This is a genomic window from Pseudomonas sp. S5D5 (assembly GCF_003013355.1).
GTDB lineage: Bacteria > Pseudomonadota > Gammaproteobacteria > Pseudomonadales > Pseudomonadaceae > Aquipseudomonas > Aquipseudomonas aylmerensis.
Map to the genome: position 1 here is coordinate 4,661,456 of NZ_PTEO01000001.1, position 20,633 is coordinate 4,682,088.

Here is a 20,633-nt window from a genome sequence, read left to right on the forward strand (position 1 = left end):
TCATTCAACCTTGTCGTCGTCATCCACCGGATCGTTGAACATCGTCAGATCCTCATCAGCCTCCAGCGCTTCGATCTTCTCGTCGTCGAACTGGTAGAGCTCTTCGGCCTGCAGGCGGCGCTGGATCTGGCTGGTGGTCACAACCCCGCCGTCCTTGTAGAGCATGTCGGTCTCGGCCTTGGCCTTGTTGGCGGCAGCGATCTGCACCGCATCAGGCTGTTTGAACGGGTTCCAGACGTAGTTGAAGTCGTCGAGCCAGCGGCCGGTTGCCGAGCGCACCATCACCTCGTCGAGCTGACGCAGGCCCGGGTCAATCTGGGTCAGGCGCCGCGATGAGAGGTGGTTGTAGTAGTTGGTGTCGTCGCCCTCACCCGTATTGCCCAGGCCCTTGGCAGACTCGCCGAACAGACGCGTCACCGGGATACCAGCGGCGCCGGCAATCCAGGTCATGAGCAGGTCGAGCACCGGCGCGACGCCGGAAAGGTCCAGGGTCTTGCGGTCGTAGGTCTCTTCGTCATCCAGCAGTGCCAGGTTGATCGAGGATTTCATCATGCTGAACAGGGCGTAGCGCGCCGTAATGGCGTCGTCCTGATCGCTTGCAAGCTCATCCGAGAGGCCGACACGCTTGATGATGTCAACGTTCGCCTCCTGCATCAGCTCGGCGATCCCGTCCTTACTGGCGACCATGTCCATCACATCGTCGAGGCACTTGCGCAGCTCTGAGTCGCCCCAGCCCTGCGTCTGCGCGCGCTGGCGTCGTGGCAGCTTGGCCCCGGCGAACCGGGCGAAGTGCGTCCAGTGGATCATCTGGGCGCCGGCGGCGATGGTGTAGAACTCCGGCTGCAGGTAGTTCGCGGCCAGGATGTTGGTCTGGTTCAGGTCCATCGCCGTCATGTCGAAGCGGTCGATGACCAGCAGGCGGTAAAGGTCGCCCTTCTTGATCTTCTCCGGCTTGAGCGGTTTGGTCAGGTCCTGGTTGGTCAGCATGAGGATGCCGGCGCCACCGTACAGGCGGGCCCAGCTGGTGGCCTCGCTCACCATGGCCGGCAGCTGCAGGCGGTCTTCCTCGGCCCGGATCACATCCGCGTCGTCGCACTTGAGGGTGCGCCACTCGCGGGTCATGTCCTCGGCCGGGTAGTCCACGATTGCCCTGGCAAGCCAGCTGGTCTGATACGCCGCGTCCAGCTGCTGGAAGTCGTTCAGGAACCCGTACTGGAACTGGTTGTGTGAGCGCTTGGCCTTCTGCGTGCCCAGGCCGGACACGACGTTCACCAGGCCATCACTCGACGACTTGATCTGCGCCTCGTACTTCTGGGCGGCCCGCACAAGGGCTTTGCCCAGCTTTTTGTCTGCTGGCACTAAGCCCTTCTTGCTCATGGGGTCACCGAATTGGTTATAGGAGGTCACGTATCGAGCGCTTGCCTTTGATGTAAACCTCGGACAGAGCGTCGATCATCACGTCGGTCTGGTCGTCGTACTTGTGGCTGTCGTCGGCAGTGAACGAGGCGACCTCGCACACGAACTCGTAGTTCTGGCTGTCGTCGTAGGGCAAGCACACCAGCTTCGCAGCGTGGAAGCCTTGAACGTCGAGCGCCCTGGTCAGCTTGTCGCGGTCCCTAGGGACTGGCGTCACCTTGAGCGGTAGGCGCTTCTCCATCTCCTGGATCAGGCCGGTACCGCTCGATTTGTCCTCGACGTAGACCCGGCGCAGGACGCCGTTGGCCTTCCCGTTCTTGGCCCAGGCACCTTTGACGAACGCCTCGAACTCGCGGCGCAGCGTCTTGGCGTCCATCCGGCCGCGCTTCATGCCGACACGGTAGATGCGACCCTCGAACACGCCCCACTCCGCAAACACGGTCCAGTCGTTCCAGGTGTTGGTCTTCTGGGCGGTATCCGCAGTGATGAAGCGGTAGTCGAACTTCTCTGGCACGGGCAGATCAGCGCCAGCATCTACGTCGCCGTAGTACTGAAAGTCATCAGCCGAGAAGATCCCACCGTCGAGCGTGTCGGGGTCTTGCATGTACTGACTGCTGAAGGTGTAAGGGTGAGCCGTGCGGAGCGCGATCAGGTCGTGAACGCTTTCCTTGGCTGGCCAGTAGGACCAATAGCCGTCCACCTGCTCCGACCCGCACACGCTCTTGATGCAGCGCTCGCGGATGCCGTCAGGCAGTGAGTCGATGTATTCCTGATTGACCAGGGCCGGGATCTTGATGTGCAGATCGATCTTCAGGCCCATGCCACCCGACAGCAGGAACGCCGTCGAGTCGTCGATGTGGCCGCGCTGCTGGATGGCAACGAACGGCGTGCCGCTGTGCGCCTTCCGGCTGCGCAGGGTGTTCACCAGACGCGTGTGCGACTTGCGGCGCTTCGCCTCACTGAAGAGGTCGTCGATCTTGTCCCAGTCATCCGCCTGGATGTGGCCGCTGTACTCGTCGCCCATGTAGCCGCCACGGACGCCGGTGATCTGCCCACCGCTTGAACGGCTGAACAGTTGGTGTACGCGCTTCCCATCCTTGGCGAGTGTCCAGTCGTCTACCTTGTCCTTCTCGATATCGAAGGGATAGAACTCGCGGAACTCGGTCGATTTGACCAGGGAGCGGCTGCGCTCGCTGTTCTCGTCTACCAGGCTCTTGGAATAGCTGGTGTTGAGGATGCGCACCCGGCGGTGCTTCACCATCGTGTAGACCGGCAGGTGGACAGACCAGAACTCGGTCTTGGTGCCGCCTGGCGGGATGTTCACGACGATGTTCTGCGCATCACCGGCAAGCATCTTGCGGGCGGCATAGTCGAAGTAGTGGTGGTGCCAGTTCGTCCTGAAGCTGTCGACCTGTGTGATGTTGAACCACAGGCTGGTGAAGGCCAAAGGGCTATGCTCGCCCGCCGCGACCAAAGCGGAGCGCTCAGCGTGGCTCAGCGCGTCCCACTCGATCGGTTTGATAGCCATCAGTCCACCAGCTTGTCTACCAGGGCTTTAACCAGCTCGGCGTCAATCGGGCGGTCCTTTGCGGGAGTCATCGTCCCGTCGGTCGAGCTGAGATCTACCTGCTGCTTGTTGGTGTAGGTGCCGCCTGTTTCCTTGGCCGCCTGCTCCAATAGCTGGGCAGCGAGCGCAAGATTCTTCACGCTCTCGGCCCGCTCAGCCATTCGGCCAAGGGCGCGAAGACGGAAAGCCCGGTTGGCGATCGGTATGTCTGCTGTGTCGTCGCGGAAACGCTTGCGGGTGTCCTCAAACAGCGTCACCCAGCGCTTGGCCAGGCACTTCCCGGAAGTCTTTGTCGGGTCGTGCGTCTCAACCTGCTGGCGGGTGATTGTCACCCCGTATTCTTTCTGGACGGACTCAACCACCTGCGAAGGTGTGTCGAAGCACGCCAGGGCCTGCACGATAAAGGCCTTCACCTCATTCTGAAGGACTGCCATAAATTCTCACCCGTCCCATGCCTGTCCAGAATCAGGCCAGCTTGAGCAGACAGGTTCCGCAGGCCCTCGATATATTCAGTTTTCCCACCTCGGCGGGCTTGTTTGCAGCGTCCACCAGCACCTGAACGTCAGGGCTCGCCCCGTATCGACGCACCACACCGACGAACTCTTCAACGTCGTGTCCGCGCATCTCAAGCTTGGGCAATCCTTCCTGAGTGAACTTGGGCTGGCCGTACCCATCACGCGCCTGGGCGATGTGATAGAGCTCATGCTCGACCAGGGCGCAGAAGTCGGTGTCACTGCACTGGGCGCAGAAGTCGGCTGCCAGGGTGATGATGAAGGCCGGCACATCGCCGAACCAATCACGCATCTGTTGCTCCATCCTGGCTTTCTGCCAACCACCCGCACGGAACGCTACCTGTTCGGCCTGGCCCAGGACTGTACGGCCCTGCTTGTTGAAGCTTGACGACGCCCACATGACCCGGATGTCTGCATCCAGTAGGTGGGCATGGTCTTCGTTGTGAATACTGCCGGTGTCGGCAAGGATCTGTGCCTGGAGCCACTCCCACACCTCGGGAGCCGGAGTTAGTCGAATGCAGAATTCGGATAGATCGGCAAGTTCAAGCAGTGACGATGGAGGGTAAGGCCTTTCCATGCGCCCTCCTATCCAGGCTGCGTTACTCAGTCTCTTCTTGAGGCTTGGTGATCAGGTAATCGAACTTGGAGAAGATGGCGACATTGCGACCTTCAGCATCTTCGATATGCAGAAAGCCGCATTCGACATAAGCACGCACGCCTTTCACAACTTCAACATTGCCTACGTCGACCGATACCTCATAAACCTTTTCCATGCTCTATCTCCGCGCCACGTTTTCGAATGCGCCAAATCGTGGCGCGGGTTATCTGTTCTTCTGCGCAGCTGCGTATGCAGCCTCACACGCGAATCCGGCTACTCGGCTTCGGTCAAGCGCCTCTGCCAGGCTTCCCGCTGTTTCGTCAGCGCTTCTACGCAGGTCGGCAAGCAGAACGGCAAGGTCAGATCTTGCCTTGCTTCCGCTGGCAACCTCGGCAGTGCAGGTGCGTCGGCGGGCAAGGAGGTCGGTGATTTGTTGCTGCAGGCTGCGAGCGCGCCCATCAGCGACAACAACAGCAGCCTGGATGCTTTGGTTTTGAGTCTGGGCATTGTCGGCTGCTCGGTTGACGTCGTCGGTGACCTGGCGCTGTAGGGCCAGGGTGTTGCTGAGTGAGTTCGCCTTGGCGGTTGCGGTATCGCGCTCACCTGTGACCTGGACCAGTTCTGACTTTGCGCGCTGTAGCTGAATGTCCAGGATGCCAAACGAGACAGCTACAGCCAGGGCGACCCATACCCAGGCCGGCACCAGCTTCAGCAAGGCGATCACTTCGGCTCACCGTCGCGCAACTTGGGCTGCTGGATCACCCGGAACACTGCTACTCCGATACCGAGGATCATATTCACCGAGGCGAAGATCAACGGATCAACTGCGCCCTGGAAGGCGGACCAGCCAGCGGCCGCTGCGTTGAGGGCAACACCAATGATTGCCAGTTGAACACTGGTCATGCGCCAGAACTTTCGCCATTCAGGGATTAGGGTCATGGGATATCTTCGCTGCAGGGAGTTTCTCAAGCCTTTCGGCGTAGAGCTTCCATTCATCGCGACTCTTCAGGGCCTCTCGCAGCTGTCGAGCCAATCGATCAGACGGTGCGCAATTCGAGGCAGTGAGGCCGGATACCGTGTAAGTGATCTGGGGTGGCGGAACATGCTTGGTCGTGCACCCTGCAATCAGGAACATCACGATCAGCAAAATTCTCATTTTGGGCGTCCGTTCTTCACCAGGTCGCGCAGGCTTTCACCTACTTGATTGATCTGGAACTCCTGGCGCTGGGTGGTGATTCTGAGGGAGTCGACGAACTTGTCTGTCGACTCCCTCGAGCGCTCCAAGGATTCCACCCTCTGGCCGATCAAGGCCTGGTTGGTTTGATACAGGGCCAGCTGCACCTGGAGAGATCCAAGTGACCCGACCACGTACACGAAAGCGCCAATGGCTCCAGCCGACAGAATCGTTTGCAGTATCGGCACGGCGACCTTGAACGCGGTGCTGTCTGCAATGCGCGACACTTCTGTCATAAGGGGCACCAGGAATAAAAGGGCCGGTGTGGTCGGCCAAACGCTGGGGAGCAGCGGCAAATTGAATCAGCCCCAGCGACACTCCCAGCTCGGGGCAATGGGTGTGGCGGGGCCGAAAACGAAAAGGCCCCGATCAATGTCGAGGCCCTGAATAGGTGCGCGCGTCTTTCCGCGCTGTCTGCCGAAGACGATCCAGGTGTCGACGCCCCAATGCATCGATCGCGCCCTTCCTGTCTCGCGCCACTCCACAAGCATGTGAGGTCAGAGTGCGCGGGCTGCCGGTGTTGATTCCGTACGCCGCACTATCCGGCTATCGACGTCCAGGCCTTCCCGAGGGCTGTCCTGGCTACAGGTAAAACTCAGGCAATAAAAAACCCGGCGCGAGGCCGGGTTTTCTTGGATCACTGAGTAAGTTGCCGGAGGCAAAACTCTAACAGTGGCGAAATCATGCCATGAGCCGCACGGGAACGCAATAGGCCCTCATGCGGCCTCGCGCATTTCGTAAATTACCGCCGCTACGGGGCTGAGTGCTCGGCGGTCCAGGTCCTCGCAGCAATCGAAGATCAGCTGCAGTACACCACCCCAATCCCGCTCCCAGTTGCACGACTCCAGGCGCACGCCGTAGAACTGCCACATCCAAGCCCTGAACTTCTCCGCGTTGGCGAACGGGTCTTCATTGGCCGACTGGCCGCCCTGGTGCATATACCGGTACCGCCGCATGACCCCCTTCACCACGAACTCCAGCTTCTCCCGCTTGGCCGCTGTCATGCGTGGTGACTTACTTTGCACCACCAGGAATACCACCTCCTCCGCCGCCTCGCGGATGTCGTCGCTCTGCTCGGCGGCGTACATGAAGTCACCGAAGACGCGGATCTGCGGGTGCAGCCTGGCGATGGCCGACTGTATGTGTCCAGCCAGGGCGCCGTGCGCTGCGTGGTTTGCCGTGGGTCCCCGCTCGGTGTTCTGCACCACCACGCCCAGCTGGACAACGTCAGAGGTCTGGCCAGGGGCCGGGTTGTACTTGCAGTCATGCCACGCCTGGCGCGCTGAGTTGATCTTCATGCTGCCTCTCCCCTCTTCAGCTCTCTGATCATTGCTCGGTATTTGGCCTTGATTGCCTGCAACTGCTCGATGGTGTGGCGCTTAGCCTCATGAGGCCCTTCCAGCCAATCCACTTTGTCGGCGCCGATCCGCCTCACCAGCTCCAGCCGGTAATTCACGATGTCGCCGGACTTGTGGTTGTTGCACGGCGCGCACTGACGCCACACATTCAGCGGCTCAAAGCGAAGCTCAGGGTTGCCGCCAACGGTGCGGTAATGCCCGGCGTGCCATTGGCCGTTGTGGTGCCGGCCACAGCTCACGCATGGCAGGCCGATGTCACGCTCGCGGATCCATGCGTTGAATGCGGCCTGGGCCTCTTTCATGTGTTGGGCGCGCGTTTTGATCTTCACCTTCGCGGCGCGCAGTTCCTTGCGGCCGATCTCGGCCAGGGCCTTGCGCGCCTTCGGCTCATGCCTTGGCGCGTCGATCATTGCGCAGGCCGGACTGCACACCGCCTGGCCCATACGCGAAGGCACGAATGACGCCCCGCACGCAGCAACTCGGCATTTCTTCGGCTTGGCCGGCTTCCGTTCAATGGTCATACAGCCTCCTTGGCTTTCTGCTGCTCGTGGCTGAAGTCGCCGCGAAGGGGCATCAGGTGGTGGACAGCAAACGCAGCTAATCGCCCATGCAGCCTAACCACCCAAAGATCGCACTCGGCCACAAACTCAATACCCTGATAATTCGCGTCAGCGCCTTCAGGGAAAAACTGGATCAACTCGACCTCACACCCTGCCGGGGCCTCATCGCCTATCGGCGCGAGGGTCAGCGCCAGATCGCCAGGCTTGAAGTTATGGCTCATGCGGCCTCCTGGCTAAGCAGGTCAGAGAAGTACACGCCCTGCGGTGCAAAGCGCGCGACGATGCGGTCGGTGTAGGCGATGCCCTGGGCCCGATTGAACAGGCTGGTCACCGGGAAACCGTCGGGGCCGAACAGATGACACTCCCCCATCATGGCCAGCTTCGTTTCATAGGGGAGATGGCGCATGACGCGATACCACTCGGCCTGGAACCCGGCGTCCTCGTTCAGCAGGATCTGCACGCCGATGTGCAGCTTGCAGTACTTGCGGGCCTCGGCAGCGTCACCGATCTGGGTCATCTCGTCGATGCGCTTGTACATCGCGAACCACAAACGGTTCTGGTCCAGGGTGCGGTCCTTGCCCGGGCGAAGGCTCACCACCACAAAGTGCTTGTCCTCGAACATCTTGGACATGCGGGTGATGGCCTCTGTGAGCATGGAGCGGCAGTTGACGCTGATCTTGTCAGTCATAGCCGACCTCCTGACGCGATGGCGCTTTCCACTCCCAGAAGGGGCCTTTGTTTTTCATGACGCCTTTGCGCTTGAGGCGCTGAAGAGCTTTACTCACGTCTTCCCGAGTAGCATTCAGGGCTCCTGAGCAGATCCAGGCAGTAGCGCCACCCTGCTCCTGGTAGTATGCGAGCACCGATTGGTCGAAGTCAGTCATGACTGCTCTCCGTTGCCCATGGCGGCGCGTGCGGCGTCGACGTTGAGTGACTCCCCTGCCTTGAGGTCATCCCAATGAGCCAGTAGGGGCCGAAGCCCATTGCGCAGCGCCTCGTTCTCGGCCTTGAGCTGGTCGCGCTCAACTCGAAGTCCACGGGCTTTTCGAAATTGCTTGTCGTACTCGGCCTGGATCCGATCAATTTCCTCCATGTCAGATTCAACGCCAGCTTTCAGCCGCTCGTTCTCGGCGATCAGGGCCAGTACTGCGGTAGGCGTGCAGGCTAGAAAGAATTCCTCGTCAGCAGCGCTGTTATCGCCAACAAAACCCCACTCATTGTTCTTGTGGTCAACCTTAAGGACAAGAGATCCGTCATCACCAGTGCATTCGTACTTCAAGCCACCACCAGCCATTGGCAGGCGGTCAAAGTTCCGACCGGGCGTTGCAGCCTCGGCCAGCCGCTTCAGTTCGGTGTAGTCGGTCATGTCCGCTGCTCCTGAGTCTTGTTCTTGCCGAACTTGGCCAGCAGCAGCGCACGCGCTGATTTGCCGTCGGCCGGGATGCCTTGCTGCAGGATTCGCGCCTGGGTCTGCTGGTCGGCAAGCTCGTTGGCCAGCTCGAATTCGGTCTTCTGGCTGTCGTGGCCGATGCCAGTGAGGATCTTGCCGTCCAACGGCTGGCCTTCCTGAGCGCGGCGTATCACCACGGCGTAGTTGTGGCCGAAGCGCTGACGAAGGCCGTTGTCTTCCTGCTTTGCGGCGCGCAGGTCGAACAGGCCGGTGGCAACCGCTGCAACCTTGACGCCCTCATGGCTGTAGACGCCCATCAATGCCTCCACCCATGCGTCAGCGCTCGCTGGCAACCCGAACGCCTCCGGCCCAGGCGTGCACCAGCCTATGAACTGGCCGACGCTTGGAGCGAACGGTGAGCCGCTTTTCCGGCACTGCTCGATTCCATAGCGGATCTGCTCCAGTGTGCGGATGCCGGCGGCCATGAAACCCATTGTCCAGTTGCGCATCGCGGCAGCTTTGGCCTTGTCGTCGGGCCATGCCTGCTTGTGCGCCGGGAAGATGGCCTGCAACTGGCGGAATAGGCGCTCCACTACTTCACCGGTGGCATCATCCACAACGCCCAGCTGGGTACCTGGCTGCGCCGGGGCCTGATGAGGGGACGCGGTGCCCAGTGCCCGGGCGGCACCAGGGATCATCTGAGTGACTGTTTTCATAGGTCATCACTCGTATCGGTGCGCCAGGACTTGTCGTAGAAGTCAGGGCCGTTGCCAACAGTCCTGCCGCCAGGCACGACCTTCTCCGGAAACAGACCAGTCCAGCCGTTGCTGATGGACTGGATGATCACAGCATCGGGCCAGTGGTGTCCGGCCAGGGTCTTGGCTTGACGCTCGCAGGTGGTCTTTGTCAGAGCCTTGCGGATCTCTTTGCGGTGCTGGCACCAATCAGCCCAAACCTGTTCGCTAACGTTGATCGGCTTGCAGGTGAGCGGGTCGAACTTAGGCGCCTTCTTTTTACCCGCAGAGGGAGCGTCAGCGCCCGTCTGCTCTACTGGTTCAATGACTGGTTCAAAAGAGTGACTGGTTCTGGGGGCAGCTCCTGCCCCACCCCCTGGGTTATCTCCTGCCCCAGGTAGGGCAGCTCCTGCCCCACCATTCATCAGCGAAAGGTGAAAGAGGTTCGACTGGTTCAGTTCACCCTTGCGCCGGAACTCACGGCGCAGAAGGCCGGTTTTTTCCAGTTCGCGAATGTGCACCTTCACCGTGGAGCGACCGATCTCGCACTGGTCGGCAATGTGCTGGTAGGACGGCCAGCACTCGCCCATATCGTTGGCGTTGTCGGCCAGCTTGATCAGCACCAGCTTGCGCAGGGGGTTTCCGACCTTGGTCTTCATGGCCTTGACCATCAGTTCCATGCTCATTGCAGGGTCTCCCACTGCGGGAAGCGGCTACCACGCAGAAGCTTGCTGATTGCTGATTCACGGATGGACTGAGGCTCCACGCCGGAAAGCCGGCGGATAAGCACCCTGGATGCCAGTACGGCAGTTATCAGCTCGAACAGAGCATCGCCAGTGCATCCTTCGCACTTTGACTCTTCAGGGTCCAAATAGACGCTCAGGGAGAATTCGCTTTTGTCCCACGCCATAAAGGCGAGCTGGTCATTGCTGAACTGCTCCATGTAGGCCTCGTCAATTACGGTAGGCTTGATCGACTGCCCGCTCATGAGGCACCCCCAAGCAGGTTTGCTTCACGAGCAGCCCACATTGCGCGGATCTTGGTCAGGCCCTTGCCAGTAACTCGGGCGGTGGCCACCGTAGTCTTGCCGTTCTCTGGATGCTCGAATGTGCTGAGCTTCGCCGTCAGATATCCGGACTCAATAGGGGCTTGCATTGGCTCGTTTTTGCGCAGCGTGACCCAGCGCTTCTGGCGCAGGAAGTCCATGAGGCGCTTCTGGCCGGTGCCAATCAGCTTGGCCGCCTCGCCTACCGAGTAGGTTTCGTGGGTCACCGTGACAGCATTGAAGAACTCAACCTTTGGCGCGTCGGCGCAAACCTTCTGCTCCAGCAATTGGTTTTCATTGGTCAGCTCGGTGTTGTCGGCCTCCAGGTGGACGACTTTGCGCACGTTGTCAGTCAGAAGGGCCAGCAGTACCCTTGGATCGTTCAGGCGACTCATGTCAAAGGCAGGTTGCGATGTCGATTCCTCCAGCGCCTGCCATCGATCTACCAAAGCACCAGTGAATTCAGGACTCAGTTGCGCAACCACCACAAGGCTGTCCCGCTTTCCTTTTTCGCCGGAGAACACATATTCCTCGACCGGGCGGCCCCCAGTGGGCTTCTCCACCATTGGTGGGTTATCAATTACCCCTTTGAATGCCAGCCTTTCTATGGCTCGCTTCACGCTGTCGTGCCGAGAGCCAACCAGATCGGCTATTTCCTGTGATGACATGCTGCGCGCCACGTTTTCAGAGATAGAAAAACGTGGCGCGGATTCGTTGGTGTTGACGACTGATTGGGGAATAGGCATTATTCGCTCCAGACATTAGTTGTATGTGCTGCACAAGAAGCCAGGCCACGAACCTGGCTTTTTTGTGCCTGTGATTTGGCAGTTACGTATTTCATTGGCAGTTCCTCATGAGTCCCTGAGGGGCTTATCAGCCCTTCCGCCCTATGGAAGCGACGTTGCTCCGGCTCTTTGGTGGCCTGGTCATTCGATCCAGCGCCCGGTTCATGATTGTTGCGGCCATCTCTTCCGGCGTTAGCCCGCTACGTCTGGCCAAAAGCTCCAGATCGGCGAGTCCCTGCCAGTCGAGCTGGATTTCCAGCGGTTTTCTTTCAGGCACAGGGCCTCCTCGGCTACTTCAGGCCACGTCGGTTTTCGCGTTAAGCTCTTCCATCATCTGGTTCAGGCCGCGCTCCAGGATTTCGCGAGCGAGCACGGCTTTCTGGGTCCGTTGAAAGCGGGCCATAGCTGTCAGCAAGTCATCAGCCACCTCATCCAGGCGAACCTTGGTCGGTTTGTCGTGGAGGTGGTCAGGTGCGAAGTACGACATCTGTGTTTCCTTGTGTGATTGGAATTGGGTTAAGCGGCTGATTTTTTTGGGTGCGCCTCGGCAAGTAGCCAGGCTGCTTCAAAAGGCTTGCCATTCGCGGCAGCCAGTTCTGCAATTTTTTCGGCGTATTGGGTTTCGCCGGTGTACTCGGTGCGCGGCAGTGCGTCAGCAACAAGCCACTTGTAGATAGCCCGCGGGGTCTTCCCGCAGGCCAACGCCACAGACGGAACACCACCAGCATCATCAATCGATTTCTTGAGCGGCCGCATAAGGCCTCCGAGTCAAATATGAACTTACGGTACATCTTATGTCGGAACTGAAAGTACATGCAAGCGCGTGAGAACATGAACCCATGGTTCAAATAGAAGAAATCCGCAACTCGTTCGTAGCGCGCTTAAAGAAATCCCTGTCAGAAGCGGGGATTCCTGAGTGGGGCGCAGGCGTGCGCCTGGCAAAAATGGCGAAAGTTACCCCAAAGGCTTGCAGCAAGTGGCTAAACGGAGAATCAATGCCGGGCGGCGCGAAGATGCTTGCTTTGGCTACCGCGCTGAATGTAAGGGTCGAATGGCTTGAATACGGGCGTGGGGATATGCGCGAATCAGCGCCGCCGGCCCCTGATGAAAGCCGCACACCTCCGCGCAGCTTTGATCTGCAGGATGATCCCAGCTACACCGGTGTGCTCCAACTGACTGCTCGCGGCTCAACCGGCGACGGTGACGACAACCCGCACGTCGAAATTCGCGGGGTCATGGCGTTCAAATCGGCCTGGCTCCGCGCTAACAATCTCAACCAGAAGCACCTAGATGTGATCTATGCCAACGGCCACAGCATGGAGCCGACCATTAATGATGGCGACGTGCTGCTCGTAGACGAGTCGAAGATTGAACCGAAGGATGGTCACATCTTCGCCATGCAAAGCGAGTCGAAAGGCACGATCGTTAAGCGCCTAGTGAAGTCGGACTTCGATGGCTGGATCATCCGTAGCGACAACCAGGACAAGGCGCGCTACGGCGATGAGACGCTGCGTGATGGGGAGATAAACGAGGTTCGCATCATCGGGCGCGTTGTGTGGCGTGGCGGAATGCTCTAGATGAACCACAGAACAAACGGACCCCGGTAATCACCGGGGTTTATTTTGCCGAAACTAAGGTTGCCTGATGTCGATGCCGGATGCGTAATCACTCGCCCGGCCTTGGGCGAAATCCTTGCAACTGATAACCCCCTTCATTCCGCGAGCTGTGTCCCACCCGTCCATGTACAGCCTCACGACCGCAGTTCTTCTGATCTGCGGACTTGCCTTTACCTGGTCCTCCAGGCGGAGCCACTTCACAAAATCGCCTTCGTTCATTCCTCTCTTAAAGTCGGAGCACCCAGATAGCCAGATCTGCTGGGCGTCATACGCGGCATCGCTTTTGTCGTATATCGCTCTAGGCTGATCATCTGCCTCGTTCGCTGAGCAAGCTGCACTCAAGAGAGAAAACATCACCGCTGCTATTTCCTTACTCACGTTACGCCCTCCAAATTGATTGGCATTTTAGCGCGCCCAACCGCTGCTGAAAGGGGTTTCGTGCGCGCCCGATAAAAATATGTACTTTTGGTACTTGACCAATATGAACCATTGGTACATATTCACCCCATCGAGTCACCCAACAGGGACTCGCCAGGGCCTCAGGGCCTGACCCGCTCTTTAACAATCAGCGCCATAAACGATTACCCGGCTCACGCTGGGAGGTCAGCCCCGGCTATCACCTGTGGGGCGAGAGGAAGTCAGGTGAACAAAACGCGCTGCCACTACTGGTGACCGGCGACAGACAGGCCCGAAAGCCTGCCAACGATGGGATACCCCATACGGCTGTCGAGGTGTTGACCGAACTGGCGAATGACCCGGTAAGCGGCGCGTAGACCGGAGTTTTTCACTGATGCACCCAGCTGCGGTTCGGTCGGGTGCATTGGGAAAACAACCGAACAACCGAACAACGGAGCAAGACGAGATGACCATCAAATGCCGCAACGAAAAAGGCCAGTTCATCAGCGTTAAAGACGCCATGATCGAGGACTTCAAATTTTTCATCAGCGAGTACAAACGCTGGGCCATTGAAGCTCTACGAAAAGGCGATCGTGTTCAAGCGCTGGAAATGAAAGCGAATGTGGATAGCTGCCGCAAAGAATTGCGCGCACTGCAAGCCTAGCCAGCCCCGCCCACCTCAAGCCCCTTCATTGGGGAACTGCCCGATCCTCTCTATGAGAGCGCATCGGGGTGTGATCGGAGCGTGCCCAAGTGGGCTGCAGCGCTAGGATCGCAAAGACCCGTGAATGTCCTGAGCCGGTATGAGCGAGACGGCCAATACTACAAACGCGGCGGGAACCAAGCAGGGGTAGCGCCCTGGTGTTCCGATCACACCCCGATGCGGATGCACGCCCAGGCTGATGGGCAGGTTTGAAAACTAACAGTTCCGAGAGTGAGCGCTGACCGGCTAAGTACTATTTTATGCCCGCGCGGTACCGGCTCGTAATAACTGGCATTGCGGTAGCCGAAAGGCGCTGACCGCGGCATGACTCTCAACCCGGAGATCAGCACCGGGCATTCGCATCACCCAAACCAACCGGAGATCACCATGCTCCTACTGTTCCTGATCGGCGCAGCGCTCAGCCATGCGCGGCCAGAACCGCCACCTGATGACGGCCTGCCAACCGGTCCATTGCGCTTCCATCGTGAGCGCTGGCGTTCTAGATCGGGTCTATCTGCGTTCTGGCGCTGATGGCCCCGCCCAAAAACCTGACAACTACTGCATCGATGAAAGCCCGGACGTCCAACCGGGCTTTCTTTATTGCGCCTCTACCCGTCAGCACTCTCCCCCGCGCCCATCGGCAACCAGCGGGAGGCATGAGTGTTGAACGAATACAGGTGAACCAAATCCACGGAGACACTCATGAGCGAGCAACGAGCTCCATTCCCAAGGTCGGCTGACAACGCCGACCAGATGAATTTGCCCGAGGGCAAAACCTGCGGCGACTGCGTGCATTGCAAACGCTGCACCGCGATGTTCGGGCATATCCCGGCTGACGAATCGTGCGACTGGAGCCCATCGCGCTTTCGTGAAGCTGTTCCGGTCGCAGTCTCCGCCTAACCCCAAACACTGGAGGTCGCCATGAGCGATTGGATTCCGATTGATGGATTGCCAGAGCGCGCCATCGGCGCCCGCTACCTAATGATTCTCGACGAAACACCGCAGGTCTGCCAAGAAATCGCAATGGAGGGCACCCGCAAGCGCTGGTTTGACGGCGAAGAAAACGGGGCCTACCCCATCGATGAGATTGAGCTGTTCAAGCTGATCCCCACCGAATAACGCCACCCTGGAGGCAACCATGAACGCAGCAATGAAGATATGCCAGGAGCGTTACGACGCTCAGTTGCCTCCAGAGGTCAGCGAGAGCGACGAGGTGACGGACTGGCTTGAGCATTCGGCGGAGCGCCTGGTATGCGGCGTCGACATCAAGTGGAAGCGACGCTACGGCCAGCCGCAGGTGGTGACGTTCGACCGGTTCTGCACTGTTCTGCAAGGCCACCTGAACCAGCGTCAGATCGACGGTCTGGACGAGCGCGACTCACTTGCTCGACTGTTCTTATCGTCGATCCTCGGCGGCCAGTCAGATTCACGCGGACACGCTGCTGACTTGATCGGCCAGCCCCGCCCCATCGAAGCCGCCGAGCGGATCGCCATGGACCTTCTCCGACCCTACGCTGCCGACGCAGTAGCAGCGGATCTGGAAGCGGCAGAAGACGACGTGGATGCCGATCTATGAGCCCTCACATCCTGATCGATGAGGCGCTAGAGGCCCTGGAGCACCCAGCCAGCGAGCCCGGTGCCCAGCGAATCGTGCTGAACATGATCACCAACATGCTCACCGGCAGCGTGATCACCACCGAAGAGTTCAACCACTACTGCCAGCGCCTCCTGAAAATCACCAGGCAGCGCAAGGAGGCTGCATGACCACCGCACCGGTTAAATCGCTGATCGACGAGCAGCTCGACGACATCGAGCGCCGCATTGCCATCCTGGGCTTCGGCCTTCCCTTCAACGAGCTCATCGGCCGCAAGCGTGAAGACCTGGTGCGGGATCTGCCACAGCGCCTGGCGCCAACCATGAAGGGCGGCCGGATTGCGGTGAGGGTTCGGCCATGACGATGATTTGCGGGAACTGCAACCAGGCCGGGATTCGTTGGGTTGGCCCATTCAGTAACTTGACCCACACCGAATGCCCGCACTGCGGCGGCACCAACTGCCAACTGGCTGACCAGCCAGATCAGTCAGCGGAGGAAATCGAGGAGGAAGTTGAGTGCGGGTGCGGGCGCAAATCCGGCCCCCCGAACTTTGATGATGGTCGCTACTACTGCGGCAGCCAGTGGTGTATGCCATGACCACCCATCAGCAGCACCGGCGCCGCGCCATCCGCTGGACCTCGGCCATCGTCGGCCTGACCTTCCTCACCATCGTTCTACTGGGCCCCGCTATCGGCGGCCTGATCACCAACTAAAAACATTACACAGCGCCCCGCAAGGATGGCGCGGGAGCATTGCCATGTCCGCGAAACAGCAAGTAATCACCATCGACGACATCAGCGCCGACAGCGCGCCGACAGCGCGCCGACCATTTACGTAGCCGGTGGCCTGGGCCAGTTCTTCGACGCAGTGAAGGCCGAAGTCGCTGCCGAAGTGCCCGACCTGACTACCCGCAAGGGCCGCGAGCGCATCGCCTCTCTCGCCGCCACTGTCAGCAAATCGAAGGCTGCCGTTGAGAAGCCCGGCCGTGACTATCTGCGCCGCCTCAAGGAAATGCCAAAGGTGGTGGAAGCCGAGCTGCGCGAGTTCGTCACCAAGATGGACAACCTGCGCGATACCACCCGCCAGCCGCTGACGGAGTGGGAAAACGCTGATCAGGCGCGCAAAGACAAGCACGTCGACGGTATCGACAGCATGAAGGACCTGGCGCTGTTCGGCGCAACACCTCCTGCGTCCGTAGTTGCCCGGGTAATCGCGGACCTCGAAGCCATTGAAATCAACGATTCTTGGGAAGAGTTCCTAGCTGAAGCGGCCCAGGTGAAGGACCAGACCCTGGCGAAGTTGCGCACCCTGCACGCCGAGCGCACCCAGTACGAGGCCGAACAGGCCGAACTGACCCGCCTGCGTGCAGAGGCAGAAGCTCAGGCCCAGCGCGACCGTGACGCCGAGATTGCCCGGGTCGCCGCCGAACAAGCCAGGCTGCAGGCCGAGCAGCAGGCCCAGGCCGAGCGCGAAGCCGCTGCACGGCGCGAACAGGAATTGCTGGAGCAGGCCGCCGCCACTCAGCGCGCCGCCGCACAGGCCGCACTGGATGCAGAGGCTGCCGCCGAACGCCAGCGACTGCAACTGGAGCTGCAAGCCGAACAGTCCCGCGCTGCAGCGGCACAGGCCGAGACCAATCGAATCGCCGCTGAGCAACGCGCTGAACAAGAACGCATCGCCGCGGTGCGCCGCCAGGAGGAAGCTGTAGAACAGGCGCGATTGGCGGAAATTGCTCGGCAGGCAGCGGAGGCTGAAGAAGCGCAGCGCCAGCAGAAGGCCCGCGAAGCGGACCAGGCTCACAAGGTGAAGATCATGGGCGCCGCCAAAGAGGCGCTGATGTCGATGAACATAACCGAGGAACTGGCCAAAGCCATTGTCCTGAAGATCGCACGCCGCGAAGTCCCCAACATCACCATCCACTTCTGAGGTAGCCAGTATGAGCGGCCAAATCATCGTTCCCGAACAGCGGCGCCAGGCTGTGGCGCCGATCTCCACGGACAACAGCATCATGGCCGTCATCAGCCGTGCTGCCGCCGATCCGACCTGCGACATCGAGAAGATGGAGCGCCTGCTGGCCATGCATGAGCGCATGCAGGCCAAGGAAGCTGAGCAAGCTTTCAACACTGCGATGGCCGAAATGCAGTGCAACATCCCGACGGTGTTCGAAGGTGCTGTGAACCTGCACACAGGAAACTCCTACGCCACGCTCGACCACATCACCCACACCTTGAAGCCGATCATGCAGCAGCACGGGTTCGCCATCACCTTCAAGGTGGAGAACGCTGAAAAGGCGATCAGTGTCACTGGAATCTTGATGCACCGGAGTGGTCACCGCGAGCAAACGACCATGAGCCTACCGATCGATATCGGGAAAGGCCGCAACGATGTACAGGCTGTTGGCTCATCGACTACCTACGGCAAGCGCTACGTGATGTGTGCGCTGCTGAACATCACGACCGGCGATATCCGCGACGACGACGGACAGTCGTCAGATGGCTCTGAAACAGAGGACATGCGCGCCCAGGTCGTCGCGGACATCCTTGAGCGCGTTGGGCAGACCACTACGCCGGACGAGCTGAAGGATGTTTGGCAGGCCAGCCTGAAAGTTCTTCAGGCATCTGGAGACACCAACGGGTATTCCACAGTTAAGACGGCGGTTACCGTTCACAAAGCCAAGCTGGAGGCGCCTCAATGATTATCGTCAATTGCACACAAGGCTCACCTGAGTGGCTCCAGGCCCGCGCCGGGGTTATCACCGCAAGCATGTTCAGCACCGCACGTTCCAAGGTAAACGGGCTGACTGCGCAGCAACGCAAGTATGTGGAGGCAATGCTCGCCGGCCACAGTGAAGGCCGCGCCCGTGACCTGGCCGGCTATAAGGCTGCACCAAAGGCAGAAGTTGTTCAGCGTGCCCTGGACGGCGAGAAGGTCGGCGAGCCGTCGAATGCCGCCCTGTCGTACGCATTTGAGTTGGCAGTCGAGCGAATCGGCGGCGCGCCGCTAGATGGCGGGTTTGAAACATGGCAGATGCGCCGCGGGCATGAGCTGGAGCCCGAGGCGCGCATGGAGCACGAAATCCAGACCGGCCTCATCGTTACCCAGGTTGGCTTGGTCAAGACCGACGACGGCGTTTTTGGCGCCAGCGCAGATGGGTTCATTGGTGATGATGGCGGCTCCGAGTACAAGTGCTTCCTGGCCCCCGACAAGCTTCGCTCCTTTCATATCGACAACGATGCCAGCGAGGTGATTGACCAGGTGCAGGGCTGCATGTGGATCACCGACCGGAAGTGGTGGCACATCGGGATGTACTGCCCGCTCTTGAAGCCGGTGGGCCGCCAGCTCTGGTGGAAAGAATTTCAGCGGGACAATGACTACATCGAAAGCCTCGAAGAAGACCTGTGGGAATTCAAGCTGCTGGTCGACGGGTATGAGGCGGCGCTCAGGAGCAAAGCAGCATGATCAGCATCCTGCAGAACGAAGTAGAGCGCCTTCGGCCGGCATCCAACGAACTGGCCGCACAGGTCGATCAGTACCTGGCGGCCGGCGGCAAGATCGAAGAAGGTCCGGCCAGCGGCTATATCCCGAAGCCCATCACCTACAGCAACCAGATGCCGCCGGCGCCAAAACCATTCGTTCGGCGCCGGGTTGAAGCAGCTCCACTGCCATATGCGCCGCTCGATGTGCGCGCCGAGAAGCGCAAGGCCCAAGCTGAACGGGTGAAAACCATGGCCTCAACCATGACCCAAACAGAGGTTTCGGCCGCTACCGGAATGACCCCGCGAACCCTACGGGAGTTAGCCAAAGACTTTGGCTTTTCATTCAAGCGCGCCAGTCACGGCGGTCACTACGGGGAGAAGTGGAAAGCAGAAACCAAGGTTCGAGACGCAAATTACGCCGAGCGAATCAAGGCTTTCAAGGAGCTCGGGATATCCCGGCGAATGGTCTGCGGCAAGCTTGCGATATCCAATAGAACGCTGGAGCGCATTCTGGAAGAGCACGGCATCGACTATCCCAAAGCGCGGCAGGGGAAGACTTCATGCGCCGCATAGCCCGCCCCCAGCAACGCAAACGTCAAACCTGGCTCGCACTGCCGGCCAGCGGAATAGAAGAGGTAGGCCATGGCCATGGATCAAAAGACGCGATCTGCAAAGAGCGCGGCGAAACGCAAGGAGCTTGGCGAGGAAGAGCTTCGGCACCGGGTGCGGGCAGGCGAAAAGCGGATGCTCGCCGACCTCATGGCCTGGACTGAAGACACCGAACAGGCATCAGTGATGGCCGGCTGCCTTCGCTATGTCCACTCCCTCGGCCCCGCCGGTGCACGTGAGGCGCTTCGTTCGCGCCACAAAATCGAAGTTAATGAAAACGTGGCGGCAGAACTCTACGCCATCGGCCAGCGCCAAGCATCACGGCTCGACGCCGAAGAAGCATAACCCACCCTGCTCGCTGCATCCGGTAACCGGAGGGCGGCGCCTATCTGAGGTAACCGCATGAAAAACGAAATGATCACCCTGAAGCACGGCGACGTGTCTATCAAGATGCCATCCAGTGCTCTGGCAAGAATGGCGATTGCTAGCGTGTTCGCCCAGGTGCTTCCGCCGGCGGCGAATGTGCAGCCGGTAGCGCCTTCCACTATCCCTGAGATCGGCCAGCAGTGGCCGGGCCAGGGCGGGCTCAACGGCGGTTTCGTTCACGCCCGCGGTGAAGTGCCCGCTCACTACCTGATCATCGCGGCCAAGGATGTTGGTGACCACGAGTGGGGTGGTCGTGGCGTCGAGGTCAAAGGACTGAGCAAGACCGACGGCTACACCAACACCCAGGTGCTGATCGGCAACGACGACGAGCGCAAATACCCAGCGGCTGATGCGTGTGCCGAGTACCAGGCTGATGGTCATCACGACTTCTACCTGCCGGCTGCCGCCGAGCTGTATCAGGGCTGGCTGAACTGCCCCGAGGTGTTCGCCCAGGACTGCTATTACTGGACGAGTTCGCAGCGCTCAGCCTACTTCGCATTCGGCATGACCTTCGATGATGGCCTTCAGGACGTCATCGTCAAGTTCAGCGAGCTCCGTGGCCGCCCCGTCCGCAGATTCGTTATTTAATTCTTCATTCATTCGTTCTTGATCCG

At 59.8% G+C, this 20,633-nt stretch carries 33 protein-coding genes; 13 read left to right on the forward strand and 20 right to left on the reverse strand.

The window, feature by feature from the left end:
- From C9990_RS21010 to C9990_RS21105, 20 genes are all read right to left on the reverse strand, one after another.
- Entirely contained in the window at nucleotides 1-1,359 is a 1,359-nt protein-coding gene (locus tag C9990_RS21010) for a DUF1073 domain-containing protein (protein WP_177410348.1), read from the reverse strand.
- A 34-nt stretch (nucleotides 1,360-1,393) separates the two neighbouring features.
- Nucleotides 1,394-2,944, reverse strand: coding sequence for a phage terminase large subunit (terL, locus tag C9990_RS21015; protein WP_106804547.1), 1,551 nt, complete (start codon nucleotides 2,942-2,944; stop codon nucleotides 1,394-1,396).
- Nucleotides 2,944-3,417, reverse strand: a complete 474-nt coding sequence (locus C9990_RS21020; RefSeq protein WP_106804548.1) for a DUF2280 domain-containing protein — start codon at nucleotides 3,415-3,417, stop codon at nucleotides 2,944-2,946. Before C9990_RS21020 ends, terL begins: the two co-directional genes overlap by 1 nt.
- Before the next feature lie 31 nt (nucleotides 3,418-3,448).
- Complete coding sequence (locus C9990_RS21025; protein ID WP_106804549.1) at nucleotides 3,449-4,072, reverse strand: putative metallopeptidase; 624 nt, start codon at nucleotides 4,070-4,072, stop codon at nucleotides 3,449-3,451.
- Between the two features lie 22 nt (nucleotides 4,073-4,094).
- A complete protein-coding gene (locus C9990_RS32345) occupies nucleotides 4,095-4,268 on the reverse strand; it encodes a hypothetical protein (RefSeq protein WP_157955092.1) in 174 nt (57 codons plus the stop codon).
- 48 nt (nucleotides 4,269-4,316) lie between these two features.
- Nucleotides 4,317-4,817 carry a DUF2514 family protein gene (locus C9990_RS21030; protein WP_106804550.1) on the reverse strand — a complete coding sequence of 167 codons (501 nt, stop codon included), beginning with the start codon at nucleotides 4,815-4,817 and terminating at the stop codon, nucleotides 4,317-4,319.
- A complete protein-coding gene (locus tag C9990_RS21035; RefSeq protein ID WP_106804551.1) occupies nucleotides 4,814-5,032 on the reverse strand; it encodes a hypothetical protein in 219 nt (72 codons plus the stop codon). Before C9990_RS21035 ends, C9990_RS21030 begins: the two co-directional genes overlap by 4 nt.
- A 213-nt stretch (nucleotides 5,033-5,245) precedes the next feature.
- On the reverse strand, nucleotides 5,246-5,563 hold the full coding sequence (locus C9990_RS21040; RefSeq protein ID WP_106804552.1) for a hypothetical protein: 318 nt from the start codon (nucleotides 5,561-5,563) through the stop codon (nucleotides 5,246-5,248).
- Between the two features lie 480 nt (nucleotides 5,564-6,043).
- Nucleotides 6,044-6,625 (reverse strand): hypothetical protein, encoded by a 582-nt coding sequence (locus C9990_RS21045; protein ID WP_106804553.1) that lies wholly within the window; start codon nucleotides 6,623-6,625, stop codon nucleotides 6,044-6,046.
- The gene (locus C9990_RS21050) at nucleotides 6,622-7,206 is read right to left on the reverse strand and encodes a recombination protein NinG (RefSeq protein WP_106804554.1); all 585 of its coding nucleotides are present in this window, start codon (nucleotides 7,204-7,206) and stop codon (nucleotides 6,622-6,624) included. Before C9990_RS21050 ends, C9990_RS21045 begins: the two co-directional genes overlap by 4 nt.
- On the reverse strand, nucleotides 7,203-7,466 hold the full coding sequence (locus C9990_RS21055; RefSeq protein ID WP_106804555.1) for a hypothetical protein: 264 nt from the start codon (nucleotides 7,464-7,466) through the stop codon (nucleotides 7,203-7,205). Before C9990_RS21055 ends, C9990_RS21050 begins: the two co-directional genes overlap by 4 nt.
- On the reverse strand, nucleotides 7,463-7,933 hold the full coding sequence (locus C9990_RS21060) for a hypothetical protein (protein WP_106804556.1): 471 nt from the start codon (nucleotides 7,931-7,933) through the stop codon (nucleotides 7,463-7,465). Before C9990_RS21060 ends, C9990_RS21055 begins: the two co-directional genes overlap by 4 nt.
- On the reverse strand, nucleotides 7,926-8,129 hold the full coding sequence (locus C9990_RS21065) for a helix-turn-helix domain-containing protein (RefSeq protein ID WP_106804557.1): 204 nt from the start codon (nucleotides 8,127-8,129) through the stop codon (nucleotides 7,926-7,928). The genes C9990_RS21060 and C9990_RS21065 overlap by 8 nt, the downstream gene beginning before the upstream one ends.
- A complete protein-coding gene (locus tag C9990_RS21070) occupies nucleotides 8,126-8,611 on the reverse strand; it encodes a hypothetical protein (RefSeq protein ID WP_106804558.1) in 486 nt (161 codons plus the stop codon). The genes C9990_RS21065 and C9990_RS21070 overlap by 4 nt, the downstream gene beginning before the upstream one ends.
- Nucleotides 8,608-9,351, reverse strand: coding sequence for a replication protein P (locus C9990_RS21075; RefSeq protein ID WP_106804559.1), 744 nt, complete (start codon nucleotides 9,349-9,351; stop codon nucleotides 8,608-8,610). The genes C9990_RS21070 and C9990_RS21075 overlap by 4 nt, the downstream gene beginning before the upstream one ends.
- Nucleotides 9,348-10,055, reverse strand: coding sequence for a helix-turn-helix domain-containing protein (locus C9990_RS21080; protein WP_106804560.1), 708 nt, complete (start codon nucleotides 10,053-10,055; stop codon nucleotides 9,348-9,350). The genes C9990_RS21075 and C9990_RS21080 overlap by 4 nt, the downstream gene beginning before the upstream one ends.
- A complete protein-coding gene (locus C9990_RS21085) occupies nucleotides 10,052-10,312 on the reverse strand; it encodes a hypothetical protein (protein WP_157955093.1) in 261 nt (86 codons plus the stop codon). Before C9990_RS21085 ends, C9990_RS21080 begins: the two co-directional genes overlap by 4 nt.
- Before the next feature lie 41 nt (nucleotides 10,313-10,353).
- Nucleotides 10,354-11,160 (reverse strand): phage antirepressor KilAC domain-containing protein, encoded by an 807-nt coding sequence (locus C9990_RS21090; RefSeq protein WP_177410349.1) that lies wholly within the window; start codon nucleotides 11,158-11,160, stop codon nucleotides 10,354-10,356.
- 334 nt (nucleotides 11,161-11,494) lie between these two features.
- Nucleotides 11,495-11,686 carry a hypothetical protein gene (locus C9990_RS21100; RefSeq protein ID WP_058410615.1) on the reverse strand — a complete coding sequence of 64 codons (192 nt, stop codon included), beginning with the start codon at nucleotides 11,684-11,686 and terminating at the stop codon, nucleotides 11,495-11,497.
- Nucleotides 11,687-11,715: 29 nt separating this feature from the next.
- Entirely contained in the window at nucleotides 11,716-11,955 is a 240-nt protein-coding gene (locus C9990_RS21105; RefSeq protein WP_106804563.1) for a hypothetical protein, read from the reverse strand.
- An 83-nt stretch (nucleotides 11,956-12,038) separates the two neighbouring features.
- On the opposite strand from C9990_RS21105, the gene C9990_RS21110 reads away from it, so the two are divergent.
- From C9990_RS21110 to C9990_RS21180, 13 genes are all read left to right on the forward strand, one after another.
- Nucleotides 12,039-12,776 (forward strand): S24 family peptidase, encoded by a 738-nt coding sequence (locus C9990_RS21110; protein ID WP_106804564.1) that lies wholly within the window; start codon nucleotides 12,039-12,041, stop codon nucleotides 12,774-12,776.
- A 901-nt stretch (nucleotides 12,777-13,677) separates the two neighbouring features.
- Nucleotides 13,678-13,875 carry a hypothetical protein gene (locus C9990_RS21120; protein ID WP_106804566.1) on the forward strand — a complete coding sequence of 66 codons (198 nt, stop codon included), beginning with the start codon at nucleotides 13,678-13,680 and terminating at the stop codon, nucleotides 13,873-13,875.
- 741 nt (nucleotides 13,876-14,616) lie between these two features.
- Nucleotides 14,617-14,814, forward strand: coding sequence for a hypothetical protein (locus tag C9990_RS21125; RefSeq protein WP_106804567.1), 198 nt, complete (start codon nucleotides 14,617-14,619; stop codon nucleotides 14,812-14,814).
- 21 nt (nucleotides 14,815-14,835) lie between these two features.
- Nucleotides 14,836-15,033 carry a hypothetical protein gene (locus tag C9990_RS21130; RefSeq protein ID WP_106804568.1) on the forward strand — a complete coding sequence of 66 codons (198 nt, stop codon included), beginning with the start codon at nucleotides 14,836-14,838 and terminating at the stop codon, nucleotides 15,031-15,033.
- 19 nt (nucleotides 15,034-15,052) lie between these two features.
- Nucleotides 15,053-15,490, forward strand: a complete 438-nt coding sequence (locus C9990_RS21135; RefSeq protein WP_106804569.1) for a hypothetical protein — start codon at nucleotides 15,053-15,055, stop codon at nucleotides 15,488-15,490.
- A complete protein-coding gene (locus C9990_RS21140; protein WP_106804570.1) occupies nucleotides 15,487-15,678 on the forward strand; it encodes a hypothetical protein in 192 nt (63 codons plus the stop codon). Before C9990_RS21135 ends, C9990_RS21140 begins: the two co-directional genes overlap by 4 nt.
- Nucleotides 15,675-15,869, forward strand: a complete 195-nt coding sequence (locus C9990_RS21145) for a hypothetical protein (RefSeq protein ID WP_012724020.1) — start codon at nucleotides 15,675-15,677, stop codon at nucleotides 15,867-15,869. The genes C9990_RS21140 and C9990_RS21145 overlap by 4 nt, the downstream gene beginning before the upstream one ends.
- A gap of 377 nt (nucleotides 15,870-16,246) precedes the next feature.
- Nucleotides 16,247-17,434 (forward strand): hypothetical protein, encoded by a 1,188-nt coding sequence (locus tag C9990_RS21155; protein ID WP_371920672.1) that lies wholly within the window; start codon nucleotides 16,247-16,249, stop codon nucleotides 17,432-17,434.
- 10 nt (nucleotides 17,435-17,444) lie between these two features.
- Nucleotides 17,445-18,203, forward strand: coding sequence for an ERF family protein (locus tag C9990_RS21160; RefSeq protein ID WP_106804572.1), 759 nt, complete (start codon nucleotides 17,445-17,447; stop codon nucleotides 18,201-18,203).
- Nucleotides 18,200-18,967: a lambda exonuclease family protein gene (locus C9990_RS21165; RefSeq protein WP_106804573.1), complete on the forward strand. Its 768-nt coding sequence runs from the start codon at nucleotides 18,200-18,202 to the stop codon at nucleotides 18,965-18,967. The genes C9990_RS21160 and C9990_RS21165 overlap by 4 nt, the downstream gene beginning before the upstream one ends.
- Nucleotides 18,964-19,557: a helix-turn-helix domain-containing protein gene (locus tag C9990_RS21170; RefSeq protein WP_106804574.1), complete on the forward strand. Its 594-nt coding sequence runs from the start codon at nucleotides 18,964-18,966 to the stop codon at nucleotides 19,555-19,557. Before C9990_RS21165 ends, C9990_RS21170 begins: the two co-directional genes overlap by 4 nt.
- Before the next feature lie 69 nt (nucleotides 19,558-19,626).
- Complete coding sequence (locus C9990_RS21175) at nucleotides 19,627-19,938, forward strand: hypothetical protein (protein ID WP_106804575.1); 312 nt, start codon at nucleotides 19,627-19,629, stop codon at nucleotides 19,936-19,938.
- Between the two features lie 57 nt (nucleotides 19,939-19,995).
- A complete protein-coding gene (locus C9990_RS21180; protein WP_106804576.1) occupies nucleotides 19,996-20,607 on the forward strand; it encodes a DUF1566 domain-containing protein in 612 nt (203 codons plus the stop codon).
- Nucleotides 20,608-20,633 lie beyond the last annotated feature (26 nt).